Genomic DNA, 24,132 nt, shown 5'->3' on the forward strand with positions numbered 1-24,132 from the left:
GCCCCCGTGTGTACCACGGACGACGACACCCCCGGAAGGGTCTCGCCGGGGTGTGCGCCGCCGGTCTCGCCCTGGTCCGGCTCCGCGGCGGTCTCGCCGGGCCGGGTGCTCAGGCGGGCTGGTCCGCCGCGGGCTCCACCTGCACGACGCTGACGCGTGCCGGGTCGACGACGCGGGTCACGCAGGCCACGACGCGCTCGACGTCGGCCACGCGCGCGTCGGTCGCGAGCAGGAGGCCGCCGCTCGTGGAGGGCACGTCCTCGCTGAGGTAGCTCTGCGCGACGGCGGGGTCGTCGTCGCAGTCCGCGGACGACAGGTCGCCCGCGACCAGCACCGCCCACGGCCCCTGCGCCGGGATCCGGACCGACGGGTCCCCGGTGAACGCGCCGACGGCGCCGAGCGCGCCGAGCAGCGTCCCGCCGACCAGTGCGGCGACGAGGACGACGGCGGTCACGCGGGTGCGCTTCTCGCGCGAGAGCACGGGCACTCCTCGGGTCGGGGTCACCGTCAGGCTAACCCGGGGGCCCGGGTGGCCCGTCCGCGCGGCCCGAGAAGGACGTTCCCTCCGGGATGTTGCACCGATCGGTTCACTGTCGTACTGTGAACCACATGGTTCAGCAAGCGACCCTCGACCGGACGTTCTCCGCCCTGGCGGACAGCACCCGACGGGCGGTCCTCGAACGGCTCGGGCAGGGACCCGCCACCATCGGCGAGCTCGCCGAGCCGCACGCGATGACGCTCACCGGCATGAAGAAGCACGTCCAGGTGCTCGAGGACGCCGGGCTCGTCGTCACCGAGAAGGTCGGACGCACGCGGCAGTGCCGGCTCGGCACCGAACGACTGGACGACGCCATGGCGTGGATCACCTTCTACCAGCGGCTCTGGGAGCGTCGGCTCGACGGTCTCGAGGCCTACCTCCTGCTCCACCCCGCCACGCCACCGAAGGGACCGGACGCATGACCACCGACACCACCGACCTCGAGCTGCGCACCAGCCGCCAGCTCCCCGCCCCGCCCGACGTCGTCTGGGACGTCTACACCGACGCCGAGAAGCAGCAGGTCTGGTTCTCGATCCTCGACGAGGAGCCGGGCATCGTCCGCATCGAGACCGACCTGCGCGTCGGCGGCCGCCAGACCGCCGTCTGGGGCCCCAGCGAGGACCAGCTCTTCACCGAGGTGCAGACGTTCGTCGAGGTCGACCCGCCGCACCGGCTGGTCAGCGACACGGTCGCCAGCACGCCCGACGGCCAGACGATGACCACCCGCATCACCCTGACGTTCACCGCCCGCGACGGCGGGACGTTCGTCGAGGTCCACCAGACCGGCTTCCCGAGCGTCGAGGTCCGCGACTTCTTCGTCGAGATGGGCTGGCAGGGCGCGTTCGACCGCATCGAGGCGTACCTGACCCGCGGCTGACGGCGGCATCCGACGTCCCCGGACCTCCCGGGCACCACGGCGCGGCACCCCCCGCGTCGTGGTGCCCTGCCCGCGCGTGGCTCGCCGGCCTCTCCTAGAGTCGCGGCGTGACCGCGATCGGGCAGGTGCGCATCGGCATCTCCGGCTGGCGGTACGCGCCCTGGCGCGGCAGGTTCTACCCGCCGGGCCTGCCGCAGCGCCGGGAGCTGGAGTACGCCGCGTCGCGCATGGGGTCGATCGAGATCAACGGGTCGTTCTACTCGCTGCAGCGCCCCGACTCCTACCGCGCGTGGCGCGCCGACACCCCCGAGGGGTTCGTGTTCGCCGTCAAGGGCCCGCGCTTCGTCACGCACATGAAGAAGCTCGCGGACGTCGAGACGCCGCTGGCCAACTTCTGGGCGTCCGGGGTGCTGGCCCTCGAGGACCGCACCGGTCCGGTGCTGTGGCAGCTGCCGCCGAACCTCGGCTTCGACCCCGACCGGCTCGCGCGCTTCTTCGACCTGCTGCCGCGATCGACCGCCGCCGCCGCCGAGCTGGCCACCCGGCACGACGACAAGGTGCCGGAGGGTCGCGCCCTGACGACCGTCGAGGAGGACCGGCCCCTGCGGCACGTCCTGGAGGTCCGGCACGACACGTTCCGCACCCCCGCGTTCCCCGACCTGCTGCGCGCGCACGACATCGGGCTCGTCGTCGCGGACACCGCCGGCCGCTGGCCGCACCTGGAGGACGTCACGAGCGACGTCGTCTACGTCCGGCTCCACGGGGACACCGAGCTGTACGTCTCCGGCTACGACGACGACGCGCTCGACCGGTGGGCCGCGAAGGTCCGCGCCTGGTCCACGGGCGCACCCCCGCCGGACGGCCCCCGGCTGACGGCGCCGGCCCCGGACCGCCCGCGCGACGTGCACGTGTACTTCGACAACGACGCCAAGGTCCACGCCCCGTTCGACGCCATCAACCTGACCTCCCGCCTGACGCCCGGGCATCCCTCCGCCGTGTGACCACTGGTCGTTGCCCGGCCCCTTCCGGTGACCAGTGGTCAGCTGGGCGGGTGGTGAGCGCTCACATCGCCTCCCAGCTGACCAGTGGTCGATCGGCGTGGTCTGCCGTGCCTCCCGACTGACCAGTGGTCGTTGCCTGGCCCCTTCCGGTGACCACTGGTCAGCTGGGCGGGTCGTGAGCGCTCACATCGCCTCCCGACTGACCAGTGGTCGATCGGCGGAGGGCCGGCCGCCTCCCCACTGACCAGTGGTCGATCGGCCGCCCCCTCCCAGGTGACCACTGGTCACCCGGGGTCGCCGGGGACGTAGCGTGCTCGCATGGATGTGGCGGTGCTCGGGGCGACCGGTGACGTCGGGCGGCAGATCTGCACGCAGCTCGTCGAGCGGCAGGTGCTGCCCACGACGTCGCGGCTGCAGCTCGTCGGGCGGCCCGGCGGGGCGTCCGGGCGGGCCGTGCACGGGCTGCGTGCCGACCTCGTCGACGCCTACGACGAGCACGCACCCGTCCTGGACGTCGCGCTGGACCCCGCGGACGTCGTCGCCGACGTCGTCGTCGTGGCCGCCGGACGCACCGCCGTGCCCCGCAGCGACGGCCTGCCGGCGGACCGTGCCGAGCTGGCGGCCGAGAACGCGGCCGTCTTCCGCGCCTACGCCGACGCGCTCGCCGAGCACGGGTCGGGCTCCGAGGTCGTCGTCGTGGTGTCCAACCCGGTCGAGCTCGGCGTCGCCGTCATGGCGCAGCGCCTGGGTCGCCACCGTGTCATCGGGATGGGGGCCTGGCTCGACACGTTGCGGTTCCGCCGGGAGATCGCCGTGCAGCTCGGGGTGCGCCGCCACCGCGTCGGCGGGTTCGTTGGCGGGCAGCACGGCGACGACGCCGTCCCGCTGTGGTCGACGGTCCGGATCAGCGGGCTCGACGTCGCCGAGCGACGTCGAGCCGTCGCACGGCTGCGCGGCGACCGGACGCTCGCGACGTTCCCCGCGGAGGTCGCCGCCGCGAAGGCCGCGCTGCTCGACGTGGCCGCCACCGACATGGCAGGGGCGTTCGCCCTCATCGACACGTGGCCGCCGGACCTGCGGGCCCTCGCCCGCCCGTGGATGACGCACCAGTCGGGCGCGAAGACGGCCACCGGCACCGCGTCGGCCACCATCGACCTGCTCGACACGGTGCTCGACGGGCGCGACATCGTCGTCGCCGGTCAGGTGGTGCTGGACGGCGAGGTGACGGTCGGCGGGGCGCCGGTGAGCGGGGTGCTCGGCGTCCCGGTCGTCCTCGGCCCCGAGGGGTGGACACGCGTGCTCCTCGACCCGCTCCCGCCGGACGAGGACGCCCGCCTCGCGCAGGCGGCGGCCGCCATCGCGGCCGGCTGCGACCCGTGGACGTCCGGTCCGGCCGCGCCGTCCGTCCCGCCGGGGGTGCGGCGATGAGCGACGACGACACGCGCTGGGTCGGCTGGGTCCGGACCGAGCACCGGACGGGCGCGATCTTCGCGCTCGCGGGCGTCTTCTCGACCCGCGGCGTCAACGTGGACTCGATGGCGACGGGTGACGTGCACGACGACGACGGGATGGTCGTCGTCACGTTCCGCGCCGGGGAGCGCCGGTCGCGCCTGCTGACGCGCACGCTCGAGCGGCTGCCGCAGGTCCGCTCGGTGCGGGTGTGCCGCGTCGACGACCCCGACGTGCGCGCCGCGGCCGTCGTGCACCTGCCGGCCGGCGTGACGTTCACCCCGCCGCCGGGGGCGGCCGTGCGGTGGTCGGGGCGGACGGACGCGGGCGAGCCGCTGCTCGTCGAGGGCCCGCTCGCCGACGTCGAGGCGACCGTCCGCGCGGCCCGCGGTGCGGGTGCCACACGTGACGCGACGGTCGTCGAACCGCCCTCGACCTGAGCGCCGGGACTCCCACCCGCCCGCCGCGACGACGTAGGTTGGCGGCCGGACCGTCGAGAGGAGTCCCGGCATGCAGTGCCCGGTGGACCAGGCCCAGCTCGTGATGACCGAGCGCCAGGGCGTCGAGATCGACTACTGCCCGGTGTGCCGCGGCATATGGCTGGATCGCGGTGAGCTCGACAAGATCATCGACCGGGCCGCGCCCGCGGCGCCGGGCGTCGACCCGCGCGCGGTGCCGGGAGCCTCCGTGCCGGACCCGCGGGTCCGCGACGCGGACCGCTACGGCTCCTACGAGGCGACGCCCGACCGCGGGTACGACCGCGGGCACGACCGCGACGACCGGCGCGGGTACGACCGCGGGGGGTACGGCGACCGTGGCAAGCGCAAGAAGCGCGAGTCGTGGCTCGAGGACCTCTTCGACTTCTGAGCGCGCCCCCGTGCCGGTGCACCGGACCCGAAGGTTTCACTCTTGACCGGTGTCGCGGGCCGGGCAGAGACTGCCGGAACGGGGGCATACCGGACCGCGCGGTCGCGGACGCCGGGGACGGGTCGCTGCTCATGCGGCGCTCGTGACTCCCCGGCGCAGGGGAGCGTCGTCGGTCGGGAGCACGCCAGGGCGGGTCCGGATGCCGAGACCCGTGGGCCGCGCTCGGCCGCGTGGCGGACGGGGGCGGCATGGCCTGGTTCCGCGTCCCCGCGCCCGGACGCTCCTCCCTGCGTACCCGGCTGACGGCCGCAGGGCTGCGCGACGCGACGGGCGACGTGGACCTCCCGGCGGACGAGCCGGGCGTCGTCGTGCTCAGCCGGGCGCAGGACGTGGTCGACCCGGCGTGCCTCGCGCGCCGACCCGGCCGGGTGGTCGTGGCCCTCGCCCCGGGGGTCGACGCCGACCCCTGGTCGCTGCTGGCGTGCGGGGCGTCGGACGTCGTGCGGCTGCACGGCGACGACCTGCGTCCGGTCCTCGACCGTCTGACCCGCTGGCAGGACGTCGACGTGCTGGTGCGTGCGGAGACGGCGCGCACCGGCGTCGTCGGCGTGTCGCAGGCCTGGCAGCTGTTCGTGCGCGACCTGGTGGAGGTCGCGCACTGGTCGAGCGCGCCGGTGCTGCTCGTCGGCGAGACAGGGGTGGGCAAGGAGGTCGCCGCACACGTCGTGCACCGTGTGGACACCCGGCGGCGCCAGCACGAGCTGGTCCTGCTGGACTGCACGACCGTCGTCCCGACGCTCGCCGGCAGCGAGTTCTTCGGCCACGAGAAGGGGGCGTTCACGGGCGCGACGACGGCGCACGAGGGCGCCTTCGCGCGCGCCGACGGCGGCACGCTGTTCCTCGACGAGGTCGGTGAGCTGCCGCCCGTGCTGCAGGCGGCGCTGCTGCGCGTCGTCCAGGAGGGCACGTACCAGACCGTCGGCGGCACGCGGCGCCGCCGCACCGACTTCCGGCTCGTCGCGGCCACCAACCGCGACCTGCGTGCCGACGGCTTCCGTGCGGACCTGTACCACCGGCTCGCGGCGATGACGCTGCGGGTCCCGCCGCTGCGGGAGCGCCGCGACGACGTGCTGCCGCTGTTCCGGCACTTCCTCGCCGAGCAGGGCGCGCGCGTCGTCGGCGGCCCTGCGCGGCGCCCGGCCGGCGGGGGCCCCGGCAGGCCGCGCGACGACGGGCCCGAGCTGTCGCCCGAGGTGGCCGACGCGCTGTGCCGGCACGACTGGCCCGGCAACGTGCGCGAGCTGCGGCAGCTGGCGGTGCGCGTGGCCGCGCGGCACGTCGGCGAGGGCCCGGTGACCCCGGGGGACCTGCCTCCCGAGGACCGCCCGCGCCCCGCCGTCCCGGCGTCGCCGGCGTCGGTCGTCCCGGGCGACGTCCCCGGACCGCAGTGGGAGCACGGCCTCGAGGGGGCGGTGCGCGACGCGCTGCGGGCCGGGGTGGGCCTCAAGGAGCTCAAGGCCCGGACGGCCGACCTCGCGACGCGCGTCGCGCTCGACGTGGGCGGCGGCACCCTCGCCGCGGCCCGCCTGCTCGGCGTCAGCCGTCGCGCGCTGGACTACCGCACCGCCGCGCAGGACCGGCCTCAGCCGACCGACCCCAGCTCCGACGCCAGCTCGTAGAGGTACTCCGCGAGCTCCTTCCACGCGACGTCGGCGCCCGCCTGGTGCGGCTGCTTGCCGCGCGTGAGGTCCGTGGCCCGCTTGTAGTCGGAGAACCGGAAGAACGCGTACCTGACCAGCGGCTCCACCATCGACCCGCGCACCACGGGCCCTACGTCCGTGCCCCAGCGCGGCTCGGGGTGCGCGGGCAGCACGAGCGGCGCGGGGCTCAGGGGGAACCACGTCCCGAGGGACCCGAGCCACGCCGCGGGCGTCACGCCCCGGGGCCCGGCGAGCGGTGCGGCGCGCGTGCCGGAGTGCGGGACCAGGAGGTACGCCGTCACGGCGCGCGGCGCGCGGTCGGCCGGGTCGTGCCGGTACGTCAGCAGGAACGCCTGCGGGTACGGCGTGCGGGCCTGGTGCTCGCGGATGCTCTTCAGCCCGGCGAGGATCCCCCGCACGTTGTGCGGCTTGACCTCGGCGAACCCGCGCACCCCGCCGCCGTACCGCGGCCTGGGTCCGCCCGACAGCGGCGGTGGCGGCAGCATCGTGCCCTGGTTCGCGGTCGTGGTGCTCTTCGTGGCCATGGCGGTCTCCTCGCGCGGGTTCGGTCCCGGTCACACCGGGACGGGGGTGGTGGGGGCCGCCCGCCGGACGCGGGCGACGAGCCGGCGGACGTTGCCCGCCAGGACCAGTGCGAGGTCCTCACGCGCCAGCGGCAGCGCGGTGACCTTCGCGAGCTCGGCCGCCGGGTGCAGGTACGGGCCGTCGGTGCCGAACAGCACCTTGTGGGCGCCCGCGCGCCGCACCGCGTCGAGCAGCACGTCGACGTAGCGCACGCCGGACGTGTCGGTGCGGACGTTGGGCGCCCGGACGAGCAGGTCGGTGAACCGGGTCTGCGCGCGCCAGTCGTCGGCGAACGACGACAGGTGCGGCACGACCCACGCCACGTCGGGGTACCGGGCCGCGAAGTGCGCGACCTGGTCGACGTCGCCGCCGGGGTCGTGCACGACGGGCAGCGCGCGGACCTGCGCGGCCCGCGCGACCTCGTCGGTCATGGGCCCGTCGCGCCAGTGCACCTTGATCGCGCGGAACCCCCACGCGTCGACGGCCGTGGCGACCATCGCGCCGATCCGGCCCGCGTCGGCCCGCGTCCCGACGAACACGACGCCCGTCCACCGCCCCGGCGCCGACCGCACGATCCGGGCGACGCGCCGGTTCGCGGCCGGGTAGTCGTCCGACGGCGGCGCCATGAGCAGCGTGTGGCCGATGCCCGCGCGCCGGGCGCGCGCGGCGTACCGGTGCAGCGCGGCGTCGGGGCGGGCGTCGCCCAGGGGGTCGGGCATGACGTCCCCGAGGCCCGCGTGGCAGTGCGCGTCGACGATCATCGCGGCACCCCCGCGATCGCGGCGCGCACGCCGGCCAGGACGCGCTCGACGTCGGCGGGTGCGTGGTCGGCCGTCACGACGAACGTCAGGACGGGCCCCGGCAGGCAGGCGGGCGCCAGGACGAGGGCCCGCACGCCGCGGCCGCGCAGCACACGGGCCGTCCGCGAGGGGTCGAGCCCTGGCCGGTGCGTGTGGACCACCGGGAACGGCAGGCCCACCACGCCGACCCCCAGCCTGCGCAGCCCGGCGCGCAGGGCCCGGACCAGCCACCACAGGCGACGACGACGACGCGCCAGGCCGGCCCGCGCCGCGGGGTCCGTCGCGGCGTCGGCCGCCTGCAGGTCCGCCGCGGTGGGCGGGCTCGCGTGCCAGCGCGTGCCGTGCCCGGCGAGCCGCGCCACGACGCCCGTCGGCCCTGCCGTCACGGTCAGCGGCGCCCCCAGGCCCTTGGCCAGCGACACCACCTGCACGGCGGCGACCGGCCGCCCGCCGGACCACCGCCAGGTGCCGGCACCGCCCGGGCCGAGCACGCCGAACGCCTGCGTGTCGTCGACCACGAGCGTGCCGCCCGCAGCGCGTGCCACGCGGTCGAGCGAGGCGAGGGGTGCGGGCCGGTTGCAGGCGGCGCACCAGCCGTCCGTCACGACGACGGGCCGCGGTCCGGCGCCCTTCAGCACGCGCCGCAGGTCGCCCACGTCGTGGTGCCCGAACGTCCGCACCACCGGCCCGGCCGCCCCCGCCGCGAGCCGGACCAGCGGGTACGCCCCGGCGTCGACGAGCACGGCCGACGGTGCCAGAACCTCGACCACGTCGACGAGCGCGTGCAACGCCGAGCGGTGCACGACGCCCGCGGGCGCGCCGAGCCGGGCCGCGACGCGCGCCGCGACCCGGCGGGCCACCGCCGGCTCACCGAGCGCCGCCGCGCGGCCCGTCGTCAGGGACGCCCACCCGCCGGGGCGTCCCGACGGGTGGTGCAGGCCCAGGAACAGCGAGGAGGTCAGGTCGAGCACGTCGCACGCCCCTACGCGCGCTGGCGGGCGCGGTTGCGGCGTGCCAGCAGCACGGCCGGCATCGTCGTGTCGACCCGGTCGTGCAGGTCGACCCCCGTCACCGTCCGGTACGCGTGCACGTACCGGTGCACGGGGTCGCGCATGTCCCGCGCCCAGTTCGCCGCGGAGTCCGCCGTGAGGCCGATGTCGCTCCAGTCGCCCCACCGCACGCTCATGACGATCTGCTCGCCGTGCACCGCCAGCTCGTGGAAGCTCATGACGGACGTGTCGCCCCAGCCGCACAGCGCGCGCAGCGTGTCGACGCGGTCCATCCACGGCTCCTCGTAGGGCACCATCGGGCGCCCGCCGAGGAACTCGCGCATCTCGGGCTGCGCGAGCACGTACTGCGCGGCCATCGCCTCGACGCGCGACTGCAGCGCCACCCCGTCGAACTGGTTCTCCGCACCCGGCGCGAGCGCCCGGTGCAGGTCCCGCAGCGCGTTGAGCACGGGGAACGCGTCCGCGACGACCGTGGTGTCGTCGTCGAGGCGGTAGAAGACCAGCGCCTCGTGCAGCAGCGTGTGGAACGACTCGAGGAACTGGCTGCGCCGCTCGACGTACTGCAGCGAGGCCGGCACGGCCCGGCCGATGAGGTCGAGGCCGTACTCGTACTGGTACTCGGCCGCACGCCGGCGCACCGTGAGCCGGTTGATCTCGTTGTCGCCCCACGTGTAGAGCAGGTTGCGCAGCGGGCGCAGGTAGCTCAGCGAGAACCGCTCGAGCGCGGCACCCCCCGGGATCCGCCGGTTCTGGAACCGGGCGAGGATGAGGTTGAGCACCTGGTGGAAGCCCGACTCCTCGACCCAGTACGTCCAGATGAGCTCGACGGGCGCCGGACGGTCGAGGAGCGCGTCGTCGATGTCCGACACGACGTCGGCGTCGAGCTCCCCGAACCGCGCGTCGGGGTACCGGGCCGCGACGTTCTCGAGGTACGGCAGGTTGCCGTTCTCGAGGTACTTCCCGGCGGGGTCGAGGATCGAGGTGGTCTCACTCTCGAGGAACCTGCGCGTCGCGCGCAGGATGACGTCGTACGCCGTCGGTGAGAACGCACGGCCGGGCTCGTCCCGCAGCGCGTCGTCGACCGCCTGCTGGTACGCCGCGAAGCGTCGGGCGCCCGTGATGCGCAGGATCTCCCGGGTGAGCACGACGTCGTTCGTCGGCACCGTGGCGGTCCGCGCGAGCTGCACGCGGGCCGCCGGCGGGGCCTCGACGGTCGGTGCGGTGCCGACGAGCTGGAACCCGCGCTCGGCGGCGACGACGACCTCGCCGTGGTCCTCGAAGCGGACGACCTGCACGACGAACGCGCCGGTCGCGGCCCTCTCGGGCAGGTCGAGGGTGCGCTCGGCGATCCCCGTCGCCTGCCCCGCGCGTCCCTGGAAGCTCGGGATCCGCGCCGTCCCGACGACGTCGCGCTCGGGGTCGAGCAGCCGGACCTCGTACGTCGTGCCCTTCCTCAGTCCGGTGAGCTTGACCTTGACCTTGTCCTGCTCCAGGACGGGTGCCGTGATCGTGACCATGAGACTTCCCTTCAGGGCTGGGCGCTGGCCGCGACGGGTGCCGCGGGGCGCTGGGGTGCGTGGTGGCCGGGCGCGGGGTGCGGGCGGGCCATGACGTCGATGGACGAGCGGACGGCCCACGCGGCGAGCACGTCGGCGAGCACGGCCGACTCCTGCTGCGGTGCGACGAGCCCGGCCCCGCGGGCCTGGCCCATGACCGCGAACACGAGGGTCGGCGGGCGCCGGGCCAGCACACCCAGGTCGTCCCCCCACGTGCGGCGCAGCGCGAGCAGCCGCTCGGGCGTGCGCGTGGCCAGCGGCAGGACGTCGCTGATCGCCCGCCCGCCGAGGGACGCCGGCCGGTGGGCCGCCATCAGGTGGGCGAACTCGTCGGCGGTGCCCTCGAGCCGCGCGATGTCCGCGCGGACCTCGGGCGTCACGTCCTGCACCGGGTAGCAGGCCTTCCAGGCCGCGACGAGCGCGTCCCACTGGGGGTGCGGGTAGAACGCCCGCCCGATCGCCGCCGAGAGCAGCACCCGCACGTACGGCATGGGGTGCGGGTCGCCGTGCGGCGGCCGGAACGTCAGCGCACGCGGCAGGCTCACGACGGCCAGCAGGCCGAGCGTCGAGGAGATGCCGAGCTTGCCGACGGACCACAGGTCCGCGACGCACTCCGACACCGTCGAGTGCCAGCCCTCCCAGGCCGCGGCCTCGGCCGGGCCCGCGCGGGCCCGACGGCGCGCGATCGCGTCCTGCAGCGACGGCACCAGCTCGAGCTGCGCCGCCACCTGGTGACCCACCTCGTGGATCAGCGACGACGCGACCCCGTGCCCGACCATCCGCTCGCGGGGGACCCGGATGATCGCGACGGGCGACAGGCGCCCGCCCGGCAGCCGCGTGCGCGCCCGGCGGATCGCCGCGCCGGCACCGCGCGCCAGGTAGCAGACGAGCGGCGGGGGCTCGACCGGCGGGTCGGGCAGGCGCACCGCGTCGGCGGCCAGCCGGTCCAGCCCGGACAGCCACACCCCGGTGCCCTGCTCGCTGCGCTGCGTGACCACCTCGGCGAACACGTCGAGCTGGGACAGCACGTCGTTGAAGCGCATGCGGATCGCGACGAACCGGCGCTGCTGCTCCCACGCGGGCGCCGCGGCGCCCGGCCCGGTCAGCCAGTCGAGGAACCCCTCGACCTGGTCGCGCAGCGTCGTGCGCCCGGTGTGCAGGAACTGCTCGATCGCCCGGTGCGCGTCGTACGGCAGGGCTGCCGCGAGCACCATCGTCTCCGTCATGACGAACGGCCGCAGCCGGCCCAGGCGCACGAGCAGCGCCTCGGCCTCCTGCGCGACGAGCGCGGGTGCGAGCGTGGCGCCGTCGGGCACCGGACCGCGCGGCACCGGACCCCTGGGGGACCGGCCCGGTGCCGCGCGGCGGGTGCGGTCCGCATGTGTGGTGGTCATGCGAACTCGAACCCGGTCTCGACGTCACCGTCGTCGACGCCGTCCCACACGTCCGCCCCGTCGTCCCAGGGGGTCGACCAGCCGGGCCACGGTGCGGGGACGGGCCAGGCCGCGCCGCCCCAGACGCCCCACGGCGGCCGGGGCTGCGGACGCGGCCGCGTGCGGCGGCGGGGCTGCGGGGAGTAGCCGGACCCCCCGCCGCCGTACCCGGACGTGCTGCCGGAGCGGCCGTACCCGCCGGCCCCGGCCGACCGCCCGGACCCGCCGCGGTACCCACCCGACGACCCGCGGTAGCCCGAGCCGCCGCGCGACGAACCGCCGCGCGACGAACCGGCGCGCGACCCGTACCCGGCGCCCTGGGGTCGTCCGGTGCGCGAGCCGTACGCCGACCCGAGCCGCTGCCCGCGCCGGCCGCGCCAGCCGGGCGTCGACGGCTGCAGCAGCGCCGGCGCATAGCGCCGCGCCGCGGCGATGGTCGCCGCACGTGCGACGGTCCGCGGTGGCACCGAGGGCGGCGCGGCGGCCGCGTACCGGGCGGAGGCCCGGCCGAGCTGCACGAACCGGCGGGCGGCCTCGAGCTCGGCCTCCTCCTCGCCCAGCGCCTCGGCCTCCTCCGCCTCGAGGAGCTTGGAGGCCATCGAGCCGAGCTTGCCGCCGATCGCGGTGCCCACGCCCGGTGCGACGAAGCTGCCGATGGCCGACCCGACGACGGGCAGCGCGACCTTCGCGACGCTCTTGAGCGCGCCGGTGAGGGCCTTGCCGACGCCCGACTTCAGGAACTTGCCGGCGCCCTTGACGAGCTTGCCGAGGAACTGGTCGAGCTCCTCCTCCGACGTGATCTCCAGCAGCTCGTACGCGAGCTCGTCCTCGCCCTCGTCCTCGCCGGACCACGCGCCCTCGTCCTCGCCGGACCACTCGTCCTCGTCCTCGCCCTCGTCCTCGCCGGACCACTCGGACTCGTCCTCGCCGGACCACTCCGACTCGCCGGACCACTCGTCCTCGCCGGACCACTCCTGCTGACCGGCACCCTCGCCGGACCACGCGCCGGGCGTCTCCCACTCCTGCAGGGACACCTCGCCGGACCACTCCCGGTCGTTGCTCTGGTACGTCATGGCACCTCTCCTCACGCGTCGAGCAGGACGATGTTCCGGCCGCGGCGCACCCACCGGCCGCTGCGCCTGCGAGGACCGCCCGGGCGGGTGGGGCCTGCGGGCTGGGGCGGGCGCATGCCCGCGATCACGGGGCCGAGGGGTGGCAGGTGACGACGCGCGGCCGCGATCGCGGCACGCTGCGCGGCGACCTGCGGCGGCACCCCGGGGGGTGCGCCCGCGGCGATCCGGGCGGTCTCGTCGGCGAAGCGCACGAACGCGCGGCTGACCTCGAGCTCGCGGTCCTCCTGCGACAGGCCCTCCAGCTCGGCCTCGAGCTTGCCGGCGAGGAACCCGCCCACCTTGCTGCCCGCGTCGGCGCCGAGCCACGGCACCGCGCCGCCGACGGCCCGGCCCACGTGCGGCAGCGCCTGCTTCGCGGCGGACTTCAGCAGCCCTCCGACGGCGCGTCCGGCGTCGGACGAGATGAACGCCTTGCCGGCGCTCACGGCACTCTTCAGCACGTCCCCGAGGAACCTGTCGAGCTCCTCCTCGGAGGTGACCTCGAGCAGCTCGGTCGCCAGGCCGATCTCGGCCTGCCCACCCAGCTCGTCCTCCTGCTCGCCCTCCCAGGCGCTCTCCTGGCCCATCTCGAAGAGGGCTCGGTCGATGTCATGCATGGGCGCATCCCTTTCCCCGCTGCGGACTCCGTCGTCCACCTCCATGCACGTTCCGTGCCACGCCGCCCCGCGCCCACCGCCCCGCCCCCGCCCCGGGAAGCCCTCCACAACCCCGAAGCCCCCTTCCGCCGTGCGAACCCCGCTTCCACGCCGAGCGCGGCACACGACCGCCGAGCGCGGCAGGAACGAGTACCGCGCTCGCGCGTCGACCACCGCGCTCGGCGAGGGCCGGAACGGGTCGGTCAGCGGGGGCGGGTGGTGGCGCGGTACTTGGCGACCGTGCGGCGCGCCAGGTGGACGCCACGGGCGGCGAGGAGGTCGCACGCCTCGGCGTCGGTGCGCGGGGGGTCGTCGGACGCGAACAGCGCCGCCACCGCGTCGCGCGCGGCCTGCGACGTGCCGAAGAGCGCGGCGAGCGGCAGCACGCGCCGTCCCGGCAGCGCGACGACGGCGCCCGCGACCACCCGGGACACGGTCGACGCGTGCAGCCCCAGGGCCCCGGCGACGCCCGCGCGCGTCAGCGGCCGGTGCTCGGACCGCCCGCGCCGCACGAACCCCTCCTGCACGTCGACCGCCACCGCCGTGACGCGGCGCAGGGTGTCCGCGCGCCGGCCCAGCAGGTAGACGAGCCGCCGCGCCTCGGACAGGTGCGCGTCCCGCCAGGCGGCGGCGGGTGCGTCCAGGGCGAGCGCCGTGAGCTCGTCGTCGATGCCGAGCCCGAGGTCGTCCGGCCCGAGGGCGTCGACGACGAGGCGGCCGTGCAGGTCGCGCACGATCACGTCCGGGGGCGTGGCAGGACCGTCGCTCGCGGCCACCGGGAGCGGCGCGGGGGTCAGGCGGGTGCGGACCACGTGCATCGCCGCCTCGAGCTCCTCGGCCCCCGCGCCCACCTCCGCCGCGAGGTCCGGCGTGCCCAGGCGCGCCAGGTGGTCGCGGACCAGCACGAGCACCAGCGGCGGTGCACCGTGCGCGACGTGCCACCGTGCCTGTGCGACGAGCGACGCGACCAGCCCGGGCTCCGCCGTGCCGGGTGGCCCGGCCGCCCGGACGGCCGCCAGCGCGGTGGCGAGCCGGGGCGTCGGGGGATCGGGCGTGCCCGGCGGCAGCAGCCCGCGGTCGTCGAGGAGCGCGAGCACCGCGTCGACGTCGCCCTCGGCGCCGTGCGGGACCAGGGCGCGCGCGTCGAGCCGGGTGCGCTCGCGGTCGTCGGTGGGCGCGGCGGCGTCCGGGCGGCGCAGGCCGGCACCCGACCCGCTGCACGCGGGGCAGCGCCCGTCGTGCAGGGCGCAGGCGCACCAGCGGCACCTGCGCGGCGTCCCGCGGACGAGCAGGGGGTTGTCGGCCACGCGCGCGTCGACCGTCGCGTCGATCTCCGCCTGCGTCGCGGCGAGGGCGTCGAGCACCTGCCGCGCGACCGTCGTCAGCGCGCCGTGCTGCTCGAGCCCGTGCTCCAGGGCCGGGCCGTGGGCCCCCTCCACCCGACCAGTCTGACCCCGGGCGCTCCGGGCGGCCCGGCCGGACGTCTCGCGCCCTGAGACGTGTGTCCGGCGCGCGTGCCCGGCGGACGGCGCGCACGAGGGACCGGCGCTGCCGCCGCACCGCACGACCGCCGCGGTGCGACACGGCCGCCGCCGCGGGAGGACGCTGGGGGACGTGCGCGCAGACGGTCCTCCCGAGCCGGGCGACGGACCGGTCGTCCCGGGCGTCGCCCGCCGCCGGGGTGCGCCGTGGCGCCGGCAGGTGCCGGGCGCCGCCGTCGCGCTCGGGCTCGGCGCGGCCGGAGCGGGGCTCGGCGCGCAGCTCCCGGTGCTCGGCGGCGCCGTGATCGCGCTCGCCCTGGGCGTGGCCGTGCGCGAGGTGCTGGCACGCGGCCCGGTCCGCTGGGCGCGCGCGCTCGAGCCCGGTGCCGGCACCTGCTCGAAGGTCGCGCTGCAGGCCGCCGTCGTCCTGCTCGGCTTCGGCCTCTCGCTCGGTCAGGCCGCGCAGGCGGGGCGCGCCGCGCTGCCGGTCATGCTGACGACGCTCACCGTCGTCCTCGTCGTGGCACGGCTGCTCGGGCGCCGCCTCGGGCTGGACGACGACACCCGCACGCTCATCGGCGTGGGGACCGGCATCTGCGGCGCGTCGGCCATCGCCGCGACCAGCGCCGTCATCCGCGCGCGTCGCACGTCGATCACGACGGCGATGGCCACGATCTTCACGTTCAACGTGCTCGGCGCCGTGACCTTCCCCCTGCTGGGCGAGGCGATGGGGCTCTCGCAGGTCGGCTTCGGCACGTGGGCCGGCACGGCGGTCAACGACACGTCGTCCGTCGTCGCCGCCGCGACCGCCTACGGTGCCGTGGCGCTCGAGACCGCGGTGGTCGTCAAGCTCACCCGCACCCTGGCGATCGTCCCCGTGACGCTGGCGCTCGCGGTGCGGCAGGCCCGCCGGGACCGCGCCGCCGACGCGCCCACCGGCCGCACGCCCTGGACGCGGCTCGTGCCGCCCTTCCTGGTGCTGTTCGTCGTGGCGTCCGCCGTCACGACGGCCGGCTGGTTCCCGGCGGCGTGGGAGGACGGGACCGACACCGCCGCCCGCGCGCTGACCGCCGTCGCGCTCGCGGGCGTCGGGCTGCTGACGCCGGTCGACGCCCTGCGCCGCGCGGGGTGGCGCCCGCTCGCGCTGGGCGGTGCGCTGTCACTCGCCGTGGCGCTGACCAGCCTGGGGGTCCAGGCGCTCACCGGTCTGCTGTGAACCCACCGGCTCGGGGATGCGGGCCCCGGCCACCGCCGCGTCGATCCGGGCCTGCAGGCGTGCGGCGGTGCGCCGCCGCTGAGCGGCGCCGACTCCCCGGGCAGCACCTCGCGGATCTCGGCGCGCTGCTCGGTCGCCCCGACCCCGAACGGCCCCGCGAGCGAGGTCACCGCCCGCGCGCCCAGCCGGACGTCCCCCGCGTTGCTCACGCGGTAGCTCACGTGCACCGTCCCCGGGGCGAACGGGTTCCACGACGGCTCCCACCGCGCCACCAGGTCCTGCGGCTCGAGCGTCGCGACTGCAACGCTGCAGAACGGGCTGTCCGAATGCTGTCGCGTTGCTGGTTTAACGTCAGTACCTGCGGTTCGACCGTTTCCCGGTCGGGCCCGCCGTCGGCCGCGGGCGTGTCAGGCGCGTGCGGCCGCGGCGAGGACGCCGGACCGCAGCTCGACGACCCGGTCGGCACGGTCCGCGACGGCCGGGTCGTGCGTCGTCACGACGGTCGTGACGCCGTGCTCGTGGGCGAGCTCGAGCAGCAGCCCGACCACCGACAGGGCGTTCTGGCTGTCGAGCTGACCGGTGGGCTCGTCGGCCAGCAGCACCTGCGGGCGCGTCGCCAGGGCCCGCGCGATCGCGACGCGCTGCTGCTGCCCGCCGGACAGCTCGTCCGGCCGCTGCGCGGCGTGCCGCGTCAGCCCGACGGCATCGATCGCGGCCGCGACGCGCGCCTCACGCTGCGCGGGGTCGAGCTCGAGCAGCCGCAGCGGCACCTCGACGTTCTCGGCCGCCGACAGCACGGGCAGCAGCCCGAACGTCTGGAAGACGTAGGCGATCTGCTCGCGCCGCACCCGCAGCAGCTCGGCCTCACCGAGAGCGGTGAGGTCGGTGCCGTCGAGGTGGACCGTGCCCGACGTCGGCCGGACGAGCCCGCCGAGCGCGTGCAGGAGGGTCGACTTGCCGGACCCCGACCGGCCGCGCACGACCAGCAGCTCACCCGGCGCGGCCTGCAGGTCCACCCCGCGCAGCGCGTGGACGGCAGCGGCGCCCGACCCGTACGTGCAGGTCAGGCCCTCGGTGCGGATCGTGCTCACGACTCCTCCTGCGATGCCTGCGGTGCCTGCGGTGCCTGTGGTGCCTCGGCGTGGCCGGTGGACGGTGTCGTGCCCGCGTGGACCCGCACGTGGTCGGGCTCGAGCCCGAGGCGCACCCGGTCCCGCAGCCCGAGCTGCTCGACGTACTCCGTCGGCAGCTGCAGCCGGCCGGCACGGTCGATCACGGTGAACTCCTCCGCGTGCAGCCGCGCGTGCCCGTCCTCGCCCACGGCGGTGCGGCGCAGCGTCTCGCGCGACGTGCGCCCGTCGCGGATCTGCACGGTGCGCCGCACGTGGTCGGCGACCAGCGGGTCGTGCGTCACGATGAGCGTCGTCGTCCCGAAGGTCTCGTTGACGTGCCGGATCGCCTCGAGCACGTCCGCCGACGTCTCCTCGTCCAGCTCACCCGTGGGCTCGTCGGCGAGCAGCACACGCGGCCGGTTCGCGACCGCCGTCGCGATCGCGACGCGCTGCTGCTCCCCGCCCGACAGCTCGGCCGGACGCCGGTCGCGGCAGTGCGTCACCCCCATGACCTCGAGCAGCTCGTCGACGCGCGCCGTCCGCTCGCGCAGGCGCGCCGTACGGGTCGCGACCATCGGCAGGGCGACGTTCTCCGCCGCGGTCAGGTACGGCAGCAGGTTGCGGGCCGTCTGCTGCCAGGCGAAGCCGACGACGTCGCGCCGGTACGCACGGCGCTGCGCGCCGGTCATGCGCAGCACGTCCCACCCGGCGACGAACGCGGTGCCCGCGGTCGGCCGGTCGAGGCCGGACAGGATGGTCAGGAGCGTCGACTTGCCCGAGCCGGAGGCCCCGACGAGCGCGACGAGGTCACCGCGCTCGACCCGCAGGTCGAGCCCTTGCAGGGCCTGCACCTCGACACCTTCGGTGACGTAGACCCGGATGAGGTCCTCGCAGAGGATCTCCGCGTCGGCGGCCGGCGGGGTGGTCATCATGCTCCTCCTTCTCGCGGCGGACCGGCCGCGGCCGCCCGGCGGGCGGACACGGTGGCGACGAGCACGGCCGCGCCACCCAGGACGAGGCCGAGCCCGACGAGGCCGACGACGAGGACGGGGTCGGCGGTGGCCGTCGTGGACGTGGGGGTGCCGGTGAAGACGCGCAGGTCGACGACCCGCAGCACGAGCAGCGGCAGTGCGACGGCCACGGCGACGGCCGCGGGCAGCGCCGCCGCGAGCAGCCCCAGCGACTCGCCGACCACGAGGCGCCGACGCAGCGCCCGGGGCGCCCCGAGACCGGCCAGCACGCTCGCGGCGCGCTCCCGCGGCAGGGCTCCGCCGAGCAGCGCCAGGCCCAGGACGAGCGCGGCGAGGGCCACCGTGACGACGCCGACGGCACCGAGCGCGGACCGCAGCCCCGCCGTCAGGGCGCCCGCCCGCGCGTCCTGGATCCGGTCCGCCAGTGCGCTCACGCCGACGCGTCCGTCGAGCACGCCGGTGACGGCGGTGGCGACCGCGTCGGCGTCGGAGCCGGGCTGCAGCCTGACGAGCACGGACTCGACGGCGCCGGGGTCGCCGGAGGGAGTCGCCCACGTCGTGTCGTCGACGACGGCCCACGCGGTGCCGCTCGCGACGCCGGGCGCCTCGCCGACGACCGAGACGGCCGCCACCGGTGCCTCGTCGGGGCCTCGTCCGATCGCGACCTCGACGCCGGCCGCGACATCGGACGACCGTGGCAGGAGCACGCCTGGCGGCGCGTCCCCGTCCGCGGCCAGGGTGGTCAGCGGGGACCGGACGGCGGACGGCAGGGACTGCTGCACCGCGGACAGCGCGGCGGCGTCGACCACGAGCACGGACACCGCGTCCGTCCCGTCGCCGGTGCGGAGCGTCGCACGGCCCCCGTCGCGGACGGCGGCGACCGCCCGGACGCCCGGCACGCCGGCGACCGCAGCCACGTCGTCGGAGGTCAGGGGTGTCCGCCCCGCGACGGTCAGCAGCACGTCGATCCGCAGGTCACCACCCACGCGGCGCGCCGCCCTCTCCGCGGTGCTCGCGTCGACCACCGACAGCACCGTGGCCATCAGGGCGACCGTGCCGCCGGCCACGACGAGCCCGACGACCGGCACGGCCGCACCCGCGCCGGCGCGGGCGAGCTGCGCGACGACGAGGAAGGGGCCGAGCCGGCGTCCCCGACGGGCCGGCCGGTCCGCAGGCGCCAGCAGCAGCGGGTGCAGGCGCAGGCCCACGGCAGCGGCGGCCACGCCGAGCAGCACCGGCAGCGCGACGAGCCCGGGGTCGCCGGCGTCGCGTGACGAGGCGACGAGCCCGGCGGCCGCGCCCGCCGCCAGCACGACGAGCAGCTCCACGACCCACCGCCACGGGTGGTGCGCGCGCCGCACGGGAGCGACCTGCCGGCTGCGGCGCCACGCCGCGAACGCCGCCAGGCCGGCGGTCAGGACCGTGAGCAGCGCGGGCGCGACGAGGTCCGGTACGCGCACCGGCCCCGGCACGAGGTGGATCCCGACGACCGTGCCCAGGACGCCGGCCGGCACGGTGGCGACGAGGGTCTGCGCCGCGACCAGCATCGGGAGGGCGCGCGCGGACATGCCGCGGGAGCGCAGCAGCACGAGCGCAGCGCCACGGCGCTGCGCGACGAGCACCGAACCGAGCCACAGCGCCACCCCGGCGGTGCCCAGCGCGCCGGTGGCGACGACGCCGAGCACGGCCGTGACCGCCGTCGCCCGCTGCTGCGCCCCCTCGACGGCCACGCTCGTCTCGGACCGCAGGGAGAGCGCCGCGCGGGCACGCTCGAGGTCGGCGACGAGCCGGGCGGGATCGGCGTCGGCGACCGCGGCCGCGCGGACCGGGACCCAACGCTGCACGGACAGCACCACGGGTGTCGTCAGCCGAGCCAGGGCGTCGGGGTGCACCAGGCCCGCGGCCTGCGCGGTCCAGCCGCTGTTGTCGCTGCCGGCGTGCACCGGGGTGAGCAGGGGACTGGTGTGGCCCCACGCGGACGACGCCGGGTCGACCGGCTCGAACGTCCCGCTGAGGCGCGCGACCACCGGGACGGACGGCTGGAGCGAGGCCCGGGTCTCTCCGACCCGCCACCCGAGCTCCTCGGCGGCGGCCGTGGACAGCATGACCTCGACCTCGGTGGGCGCCGCCGGAGCGCGCGGGGCACGGCCCTCGACGACGCGGACCCGCGCGTCGGCACGGGGGTCGACGACCGTCGACAGGTTCATCGCCGAGAACGGCGTGTCACGCTCGCCGAGCTCGATGCCGAACCCGGGGCCGACGACGACGTGCTCGGGCGGTCCGACGACCGACCGCAGCTCGGGACCCAGGCCGTCGACGAGCTCCTCGCCCTCGGCCGCTGCGGTGGCGAGCACGGCGGCGAGCTCGTCGTGCGTCGGCACGCCCGGCAACCACAACGGTCGGGGGATCGGCGGTGTGAGGTCCCGCGTGACGGCGTTGAGTGCGGCGACGGCCTCGACCCGGTCCTGCGCGACGACGTGGTCCACGACGCGCGGCCACGCCGTGAGCAGCGCGGTGACCAGCACCGTCGTCGCGGCCAGGGCCAGCACCGCCCCGAGGTCGGTCGTGAGCTGGCGGCCCGCCAGGCGGGTGAGCGTCAGCGGGCGGGTCATGCGCGCACCCCCGTCGCGCGTGCCCGCACGCCCACGGCCGACGCGATCAGGACGGCGGCCGCGCCTGCGGCGGTGACGGCGAGCAGCGCCGCGAGAGCGGCGACGTCGACCGCGGACGCCACGGCGAGCGTGGGGACGTCGGGCGCCGTGCCGCTGGTCGCCCCCACGAGCGTGGCGACGGTCAGCCGCGCGACGGCGGCACCGCCGAGGGCCCCGGCGACCGCGGCGAGCAGCACCGTGGCGCCGAGCTCGGCGGACCGGGCCCGTGCCTGCCGCGCGGGTGCGACGCCGAGCGCGAGCAGGATGCGCTGCTCCGCGGACCGGCGCCGGTCCGCCGCCCGGACGGTCACGGCCAGCCCGCCGACCGCCAGCAGCGCCGTGGCGGCGGCCGCGGCAGCGAGCAGCGTGAGCGCAGGTCGGAGCAGCGGCGCGGGGGGTGGCACGGTGGTCGCGACCGCGCGCGGTGGGGTGCCCAGCGCGTCGACCACCGCCGCGACGAGCGTGTCCGGGGGAGTGGTGGCGGCGTCGACCCAGACCTCGTGCACGGCGGGCGGGTCGGCGGCACCACCGCGCAGCAGCGCGGCCTCGATCCCGTCGAGGTCGGCCAGCAGCGCGTTCCGGTGCCCGCTGCCGGGGACCACGGGGACGACGGCCGCGACCGTCACCGGGACGTCCGCACCGGCGACGCGCACGGTCGTCGTCCCACCGGTGCCCAGGTCGAGCGCGGTCGCCAGGGACGCGCCGAGCGCGACAGGCAGCGGCTCGACGGCACCGGGGGACAGCCGCACGGGTGCGGTCGGGGCGCCGCCGGCCACCCGTCGGGGCACATCGGCACGTCCCTGCGCCACGTCCAGCGCGACCGGCGGCGCCGCGAGCTGCCAGGCGGTCCAGGGCACGTCCCCGGGCCCGACGGCACCGTCCCCGGCGTCGGTCGTCACGCGCGTGACCGCGACGCCGTACCCGGCCGTGCCGCGCGGTGCGACGTCGACCGCGAGCACCCGCCACGCACCGTCCCCGGCCGGCAGCGGAGCGGTCCAGGTGTCGTGCCGCCCGCCCCGCGCCAGCGAGAGCGGTGTGAGCGTCCCCGGGGCCGAGGCGACCCACGCGACGGTCCCGGCGACCGGTGGCGCGTCGCCACCGGGGTCGCCGGGCGTGGGCGTCACCTCCACGTCCAGGCGGGTCGCGGACGCCGGCAGGAGCAGCCCGTCCGCCGCGGCGGGTGCGAGTGCGTCGGTGAGCGAGGCGGCGCCCACCACGGGCAGCGCCGCGCGTCCGGCCGGAGGCAGTGCGACCGTGCGCGCCTCGATGGACCCGACGGCCGTGCGGTCGACGCGGGCGGGCGCGGCGTCGGTCACCCCGGGGACCGTGGCCGCCCGCGCCGCGTGCGCCCCGGCGCCGCCCGGCCCGGGGTCGCGCCCGAGGTCGAGGCGGATGTCCGCGCCGACCGCGGCGTCCGCACGGTCGCGGGCGTGGGCGTGCCACGATCCCGTGAACGCCGCGGCGACCACGGCCGTCGCGACGGTCAGCGCGACGAACGTCGCGGCGGTCGCGTGCGGCAGCGGCCGCCGGGCCACCTGCCGGGCGGCGAGGACCGCGTCGAGCGTGCGCCGCCGGGACGCCGCGCGCGCGAGCAGCCCGGCGACGGGCCCCGGCAGCGTCGCCGCGACCAGCGCGACGAGCACGAGCGCGAGGGGCAGCGCCCCGGCCGCGAGCGGGTCCAGCACGGCCCGCCCGGCAGCGTCGACGCGCACGGGCGACCCGCGGTCGGTCAGCCGCCAGACGGCGAGGGCCGTCACACCCGCGAGCAGGGTGAGCGCTCCGGCCGCGAGCGAGCCGGGGACCGCGCGACGACGCGTCTCGGCGCGACCGTCGGCCGTGCCCTGCCACGCCGCCGCGGCGAGCGTCGTCGTGCCCACGACGACGACGGTGAGCGCCCCGCCCGTGACGACGGCGCCGGGCGCGCTGCCGCCCGCCGTGGCCGTGACGAGCGTCCCCCCGACGACCGCGCCGAGACCTGCTCCGAGACCCGTGACCAGCGCACCCTCGATCGCCGACGTGCCGACGACGGCCGCACGCGTCGTGCCGCGCGAGCGCACCAGCACGGTCTCGGGGCGGCGGGCGTCGACGAGCATGCGCGCCGCCTGCCCGAACGTGAGGACCACGACGAGCATCGTGAGCGCCGCCGCCGGCACCGACATGCCCCGGGCTGCCGTCAGGGCGGCGTCCGTGCTAGCGAGCAGCCCGCCCAGGCCACCGGTCGCCGTGACGCCGAGGACCATGACGTCGTCGTCCTCGTGGAGCACGGCCCTCGTGCCCTCGAGCGCGGCCCGCAGGGGTGCCAGGTCCGCCGGGCGCACCCGGTCGAGGTCGGGGACCACGGTCCAGTGCACCCGGACCCGCTGCGGGGCGTCGCCCAGAGCCGACTCGGCCACCAGCACGGGGTGCGCCACGGGGTCGGCGTCGCCCTCCGCCTCGTCGAACCACTCCGGGGCGCGCGCGTCGGCCGGCTCGTACACGGCGGCGACCACGAAGGGGCGCGCGTCGTCGCCCGCACCGAGCGTGAGCGCGTCCCCGACCGCCAGGCCGGCGGACGACGCGAGGTCGACCGGGATCGCGACACCGTCGGGGGCGTCCGTGGGCCACGTCCCCGCCGACGTGACGACGAGGGTGGGGTCCAGCGCGCCGATGGTGGCCTCGAGCGCGCCGTCGGCGTCGTCGCCCGCACCGCTCGCCGGCGACGGGTCACCGTCCGCCGCCGTCGCGCCCGGCACGAGCGGGAGCGGCTCGGACCGCGCCGACCGGTGGACGTCGACCGGCTGGTGACCCAGGCGCTGGGCGAGGATCCGCCGCGCCGCCGCGTCCTGCTCGTCGGGCGCACCGGAGAGCGTCGTCGTGAACCGTGCGGCGGCCGACGTCGCGGGAGCCTCGCGCAGCGCAGTCACGAGCCCGGACCGTGCCGCGACGTCGAGGTGCCCGACGATCGCGACGACGACGGCGCACGCCAACGCCGCGAGCACGCCGGCCAGCGCGAGCAGCCCGCCCTGCGCCCTCGCGCGTCGGGTCAGCAGACCGCCGGTGCGCATCGCCGGAGGCTATCCGCGTCCGCGCCCCCCGCAGAAGGTGTTCGCGGGCACGATCTGCGCGGACCTTCCCGGC

At 77.0% G+C, this 24,132-nt stretch carries 21 protein-coding genes; 8 read left to right on the forward strand and 13 right to left on the reverse strand.

Annotated features, from left to right (window positions below; genetic code table 11):
- Nucleotides 1-109 precede the first annotated feature (109 nt).
- The gene (locus NP075_RS00350) at nucleotides 110-481 is read right to left on the reverse strand and encodes a hypothetical protein (RefSeq protein ID WP_227563729.1); all 372 of its coding nucleotides are present in this window, start codon (nucleotides 479-481) and stop codon (nucleotides 110-112) included.
- 128 nt (nucleotides 482-609) lie between these two features.
- Here NP075_RS00350 and NP075_RS00355 point away from each other — a divergent pair, with 128 nt between their 5' ends.
- The 7 genes from NP075_RS00355 (at nucleotide 610) to NP075_RS00385 (ending at nucleotide 6,411) form a co-directional block, all read left to right on the forward strand.
- Nucleotides 610-960: an ArsR/SmtB family transcription factor gene (locus NP075_RS00355; RefSeq protein ID WP_227563730.1), complete on the forward strand. Its 351-nt coding sequence runs from the start codon at nucleotides 610-612 to the stop codon at nucleotides 958-960.
- On the forward strand, nucleotides 957-1,415 hold the full coding sequence (locus NP075_RS00360) for an SRPBCC family protein (RefSeq protein WP_227563731.1): 459 nt from the start codon (nucleotides 957-959) through the stop codon (nucleotides 1,413-1,415). The genes NP075_RS00355 and NP075_RS00360 overlap by 4 nt, the downstream gene beginning before the upstream one ends.
- Before the next feature lie 116 nt (nucleotides 1,416-1,531).
- Nucleotides 1,532-2,416, forward strand: a complete 885-nt coding sequence (locus tag NP075_RS00365; protein WP_227563763.1) for a DUF72 domain-containing protein — start codon at nucleotides 1,532-1,534, stop codon at nucleotides 2,414-2,416.
- Nucleotides 2,417-2,734: 318 nt separating this feature from the next.
- On the forward strand, nucleotides 2,735-3,844 hold the full coding sequence (locus tag NP075_RS00370; RefSeq protein ID WP_227563732.1) for a lactate/malate family dehydrogenase: 1,110 nt from the start codon (nucleotides 2,735-2,737) through the stop codon (nucleotides 3,842-3,844).
- On the forward strand, nucleotides 3,841-4,305 hold the full coding sequence (locus NP075_RS00375; RefSeq protein WP_227563733.1) for an ACT domain-containing protein: 465 nt from the start codon (nucleotides 3,841-3,843) through the stop codon (nucleotides 4,303-4,305). The genes NP075_RS00370 and NP075_RS00375 overlap by 4 nt, the downstream gene beginning before the upstream one ends.
- 70 nt (nucleotides 4,306-4,375) lie before the next feature.
- Entirely contained in the window at nucleotides 4,376-4,732 is a 357-nt protein-coding gene (locus NP075_RS00380) for a TFIIB-type zinc ribbon-containing protein (protein ID WP_227563734.1), read from the forward strand.
- Between the two features lie 248 nt (nucleotides 4,733-4,980).
- Complete coding sequence (locus NP075_RS00385) at nucleotides 4,981-6,411, forward strand: sigma 54-interacting transcriptional regulator (RefSeq protein WP_227563735.1); 1,431 nt, start codon at nucleotides 4,981-4,983, stop codon at nucleotides 6,409-6,411.
- Here the strand turns inward: NP075_RS00385 and NP075_RS00390 are convergent.
- From NP075_RS00390 to NP075_RS00425, 8 genes are all read right to left on the reverse strand, one after another.
- On the reverse strand, nucleotides 6,375-6,977 hold the full coding sequence (locus NP075_RS00390) for a hypothetical protein (protein WP_227563736.1): 603 nt from the start codon (nucleotides 6,975-6,977) through the stop codon (nucleotides 6,375-6,377). The genes NP075_RS00385 and NP075_RS00390 overlap by 37 nt on opposite strands.
- 30 nt (nucleotides 6,978-7,007) lie before the next feature.
- Entirely contained in the window at nucleotides 7,008-7,778 is a 771-nt protein-coding gene (locus NP075_RS00395; protein ID WP_227563737.1) for an amidohydrolase family protein, read from the reverse strand.
- Nucleotides 7,775-8,788 carry an aminotransferase class I/II-fold pyridoxal phosphate-dependent enzyme gene (locus tag NP075_RS00400; protein ID WP_227563738.1) on the reverse strand — a complete coding sequence of 338 codons (1,014 nt, stop codon included), beginning with the start codon at nucleotides 8,786-8,788 and terminating at the stop codon, nucleotides 7,775-7,777. Before NP075_RS00400 ends, NP075_RS00395 begins: the two co-directional genes overlap by 4 nt.
- An 11-nt stretch (nucleotides 8,789-8,799) precedes the next feature.
- On the reverse strand, nucleotides 8,800-10,344 hold the full coding sequence (locus tag NP075_RS00405) for a hypothetical protein (protein ID WP_227563739.1): 1,545 nt from the start codon (nucleotides 10,342-10,344) through the stop codon (nucleotides 8,800-8,802).
- An 11-nt stretch (nucleotides 10,345-10,355) separates the two neighbouring features.
- Complete coding sequence (locus NP075_RS00410; RefSeq protein ID WP_227563740.1) at nucleotides 10,356-11,777, reverse strand: hypothetical protein; 1,422 nt, start codon at nucleotides 11,775-11,777, stop codon at nucleotides 10,356-10,358.
- Nucleotides 11,774-12,889: a hypothetical protein gene (locus NP075_RS00415; protein WP_227563741.1), complete on the reverse strand. Its 1,116-nt coding sequence runs from the start codon at nucleotides 12,887-12,889 to the stop codon at nucleotides 11,774-11,776. Before NP075_RS00415 ends, NP075_RS00410 begins: the two co-directional genes overlap by 4 nt.
- A gap of 11 nt (nucleotides 12,890-12,900) precedes the next feature.
- Nucleotides 12,901-13,545 carry a hypothetical protein gene (locus NP075_RS00420; RefSeq protein WP_227563742.1) on the reverse strand — a complete coding sequence of 215 codons (645 nt, stop codon included), beginning with the start codon at nucleotides 13,543-13,545 and terminating at the stop codon, nucleotides 12,901-12,903.
- Between the two features lie 242 nt (nucleotides 13,546-13,787).
- Entirely contained in the window at nucleotides 13,788-15,023 is a 1,236-nt protein-coding gene (locus NP075_RS00425; RefSeq protein WP_227563743.1) for an RNA polymerase factor sigma-54, read from the reverse strand.
- 175 nt (nucleotides 15,024-15,198) lie between these two features.
- Between NP075_RS00425 and NP075_RS00430 the strand changes: the two genes are divergently transcribed.
- Nucleotides 15,199-16,281, forward strand: coding sequence for a YeiH family protein (locus NP075_RS00430; RefSeq protein ID WP_256791348.1), 1,083 nt, complete (start codon nucleotides 15,199-15,201; stop codon nucleotides 16,279-16,281).
- 407 nt (nucleotides 16,282-16,688) lie between these two features.
- Here NP075_RS00430 and NP075_RS00435 read toward each other — a convergent pair whose 3' ends face one another.
- From NP075_RS00435 to NP075_RS00450, 4 genes are read right to left on the reverse strand one after another with little or no spacing between them, the layout of a single operon-like run.
- Nucleotides 16,689-17,372 carry an ABC transporter ATP-binding protein gene (locus tag NP075_RS00435; protein ID WP_227563745.1) on the reverse strand — a complete coding sequence of 228 codons (684 nt, stop codon included), beginning with the start codon at nucleotides 17,370-17,372 and terminating at the stop codon, nucleotides 16,689-16,691.
- Nucleotides 17,369-18,325 (reverse strand): ABC transporter ATP-binding protein, encoded by a 957-nt coding sequence (locus NP075_RS00440; protein ID WP_227563746.1) that lies wholly within the window; start codon nucleotides 18,323-18,325, stop codon nucleotides 17,369-17,371. Before NP075_RS00440 ends, NP075_RS00435 begins: the two co-directional genes overlap by 4 nt.
- The gene (locus tag NP075_RS00445) at nucleotides 18,322-20,976 is read right to left on the reverse strand and encodes a hypothetical protein (protein WP_227563747.1); all 2,655 of its coding nucleotides are present in this window, start codon (nucleotides 20,974-20,976) and stop codon (nucleotides 18,322-18,324) included. Before NP075_RS00445 ends, NP075_RS00440 begins: the two co-directional genes overlap by 4 nt.
- Nucleotides 20,973-24,059, reverse strand: coding sequence for a hypothetical protein (locus NP075_RS00450; RefSeq protein WP_227563748.1), 3,087 nt, complete (start codon nucleotides 24,057-24,059; stop codon nucleotides 20,973-20,975). Before NP075_RS00450 ends, NP075_RS00445 begins: the two co-directional genes overlap by 4 nt.
- Nucleotides 24,060-24,132: the final 73 nt, after the last annotated feature.

Origin of the sequence: Cellulomonas wangsupingiae, assembly GCF_024508275.1 — a bacterium.
GTDB classification, from domain to species: domain Bacteria; phylum Actinomycetota; class Actinomycetes; order Actinomycetales; family Cellulomonadaceae; genus Cellulomonas; species Cellulomonas wangsupingiae.

Excerpts from the sequence above, each read along its gene's own strand:
- NP075_RS00355 (WP_227563730.1), top strand. The coding sequence starts at position 610 with ATGGTTCAGCAAGCGACCCTCGACCGGACGTTCTCCGCCCTGGCGGAC.
- NP075_RS00360 (WP_227563731.1), top strand. The coding sequence starts at position 957 with ATGACCACCGACACCACCGACCTCGAGCTGCGCACCAGCCGCCAGCTC.
- NP075_RS00370 (WP_227563732.1), top strand. The coding sequence starts at position 2,735 with ATGGATGTGGCGGTGCTCGGGGCGACCGGTGACGTCGGGCGGCAGATC.
- NP075_RS00375 (WP_227563733.1), top strand. The coding sequence starts at position 3,841 with ATGAGCGACGACGACACGCGCTGGGTCGGCTGGGTCCGGACCGAGCAC.
- NP075_RS00380 (WP_227563734.1), top strand. The coding sequence starts at position 4,376 with ATGCAGTGCCCGGTGGACCAGGCCCAGCTCGTGATGACCGAGCGCCAG.
- NP075_RS00385 (WP_227563735.1), top strand. The coding sequence starts at position 4,981 with ATGGCCTGGTTCCGCGTCCCCGCGCCCGGACGCTCCTCCCTGCGTACC.
- NP075_RS00390 (WP_227563736.1), bottom strand. The coding sequence starts at position 6,977 with ATGGCCACGAAGAGCACCACGACCGCGAACCAGGGCACGATGCTGCCG.
- NP075_RS00395 (WP_227563737.1), bottom strand. The coding sequence starts at position 7,778 with ATGATCGTCGACGCGCACTGCCACGCGGGCCTCGGGGACGTCATGCCC.
- NP075_RS00405 (WP_227563739.1), bottom strand. The coding sequence starts at position 10,344 with ATGGTCACGATCACGGCACCCGTCCTGGAGCAGGACAAGGTCAAGGTC.
- NP075_RS00410 (WP_227563740.1), bottom strand. The coding sequence starts at position 11,777 with ATGACCACCACACATGCGGACCGCACCCGCCGCGCGGCACCGGGCCGG.
- NP075_RS00415 (WP_227563741.1), bottom strand. The coding sequence starts at position 12,889 with ATGACGTACCAGAGCAACGACCGGGAGTGGTCCGGCGAGGTGTCCCTG.
- NP075_RS00420 (WP_227563742.1), bottom strand. The coding sequence starts at position 13,545 with ATGCATGACATCGACCGAGCCCTCTTCGAGATGGGCCAGGAGAGCGCC.
- NP075_RS00440 (WP_227563746.1), bottom strand. The coding sequence starts at position 18,325 with ATGATGACCACCCCGCCGGCCGCCGACGCGGAGATCCTCTGCGAGGAC.
- NP075_RS00445 (WP_227563747.1), bottom strand. The coding sequence starts at position 20,976 with ATGACCCGCCCGCTGACGCTCACCCGCCTGGCGGGCCGCCAGCTCACG.
- NP075_RS00450 (WP_227563748.1), bottom strand. The coding sequence starts at position 24,059 with ATGCGCACCGGCGGTCTGCTGACCCGACGCGCGAGGGCGCAGGGCGGG.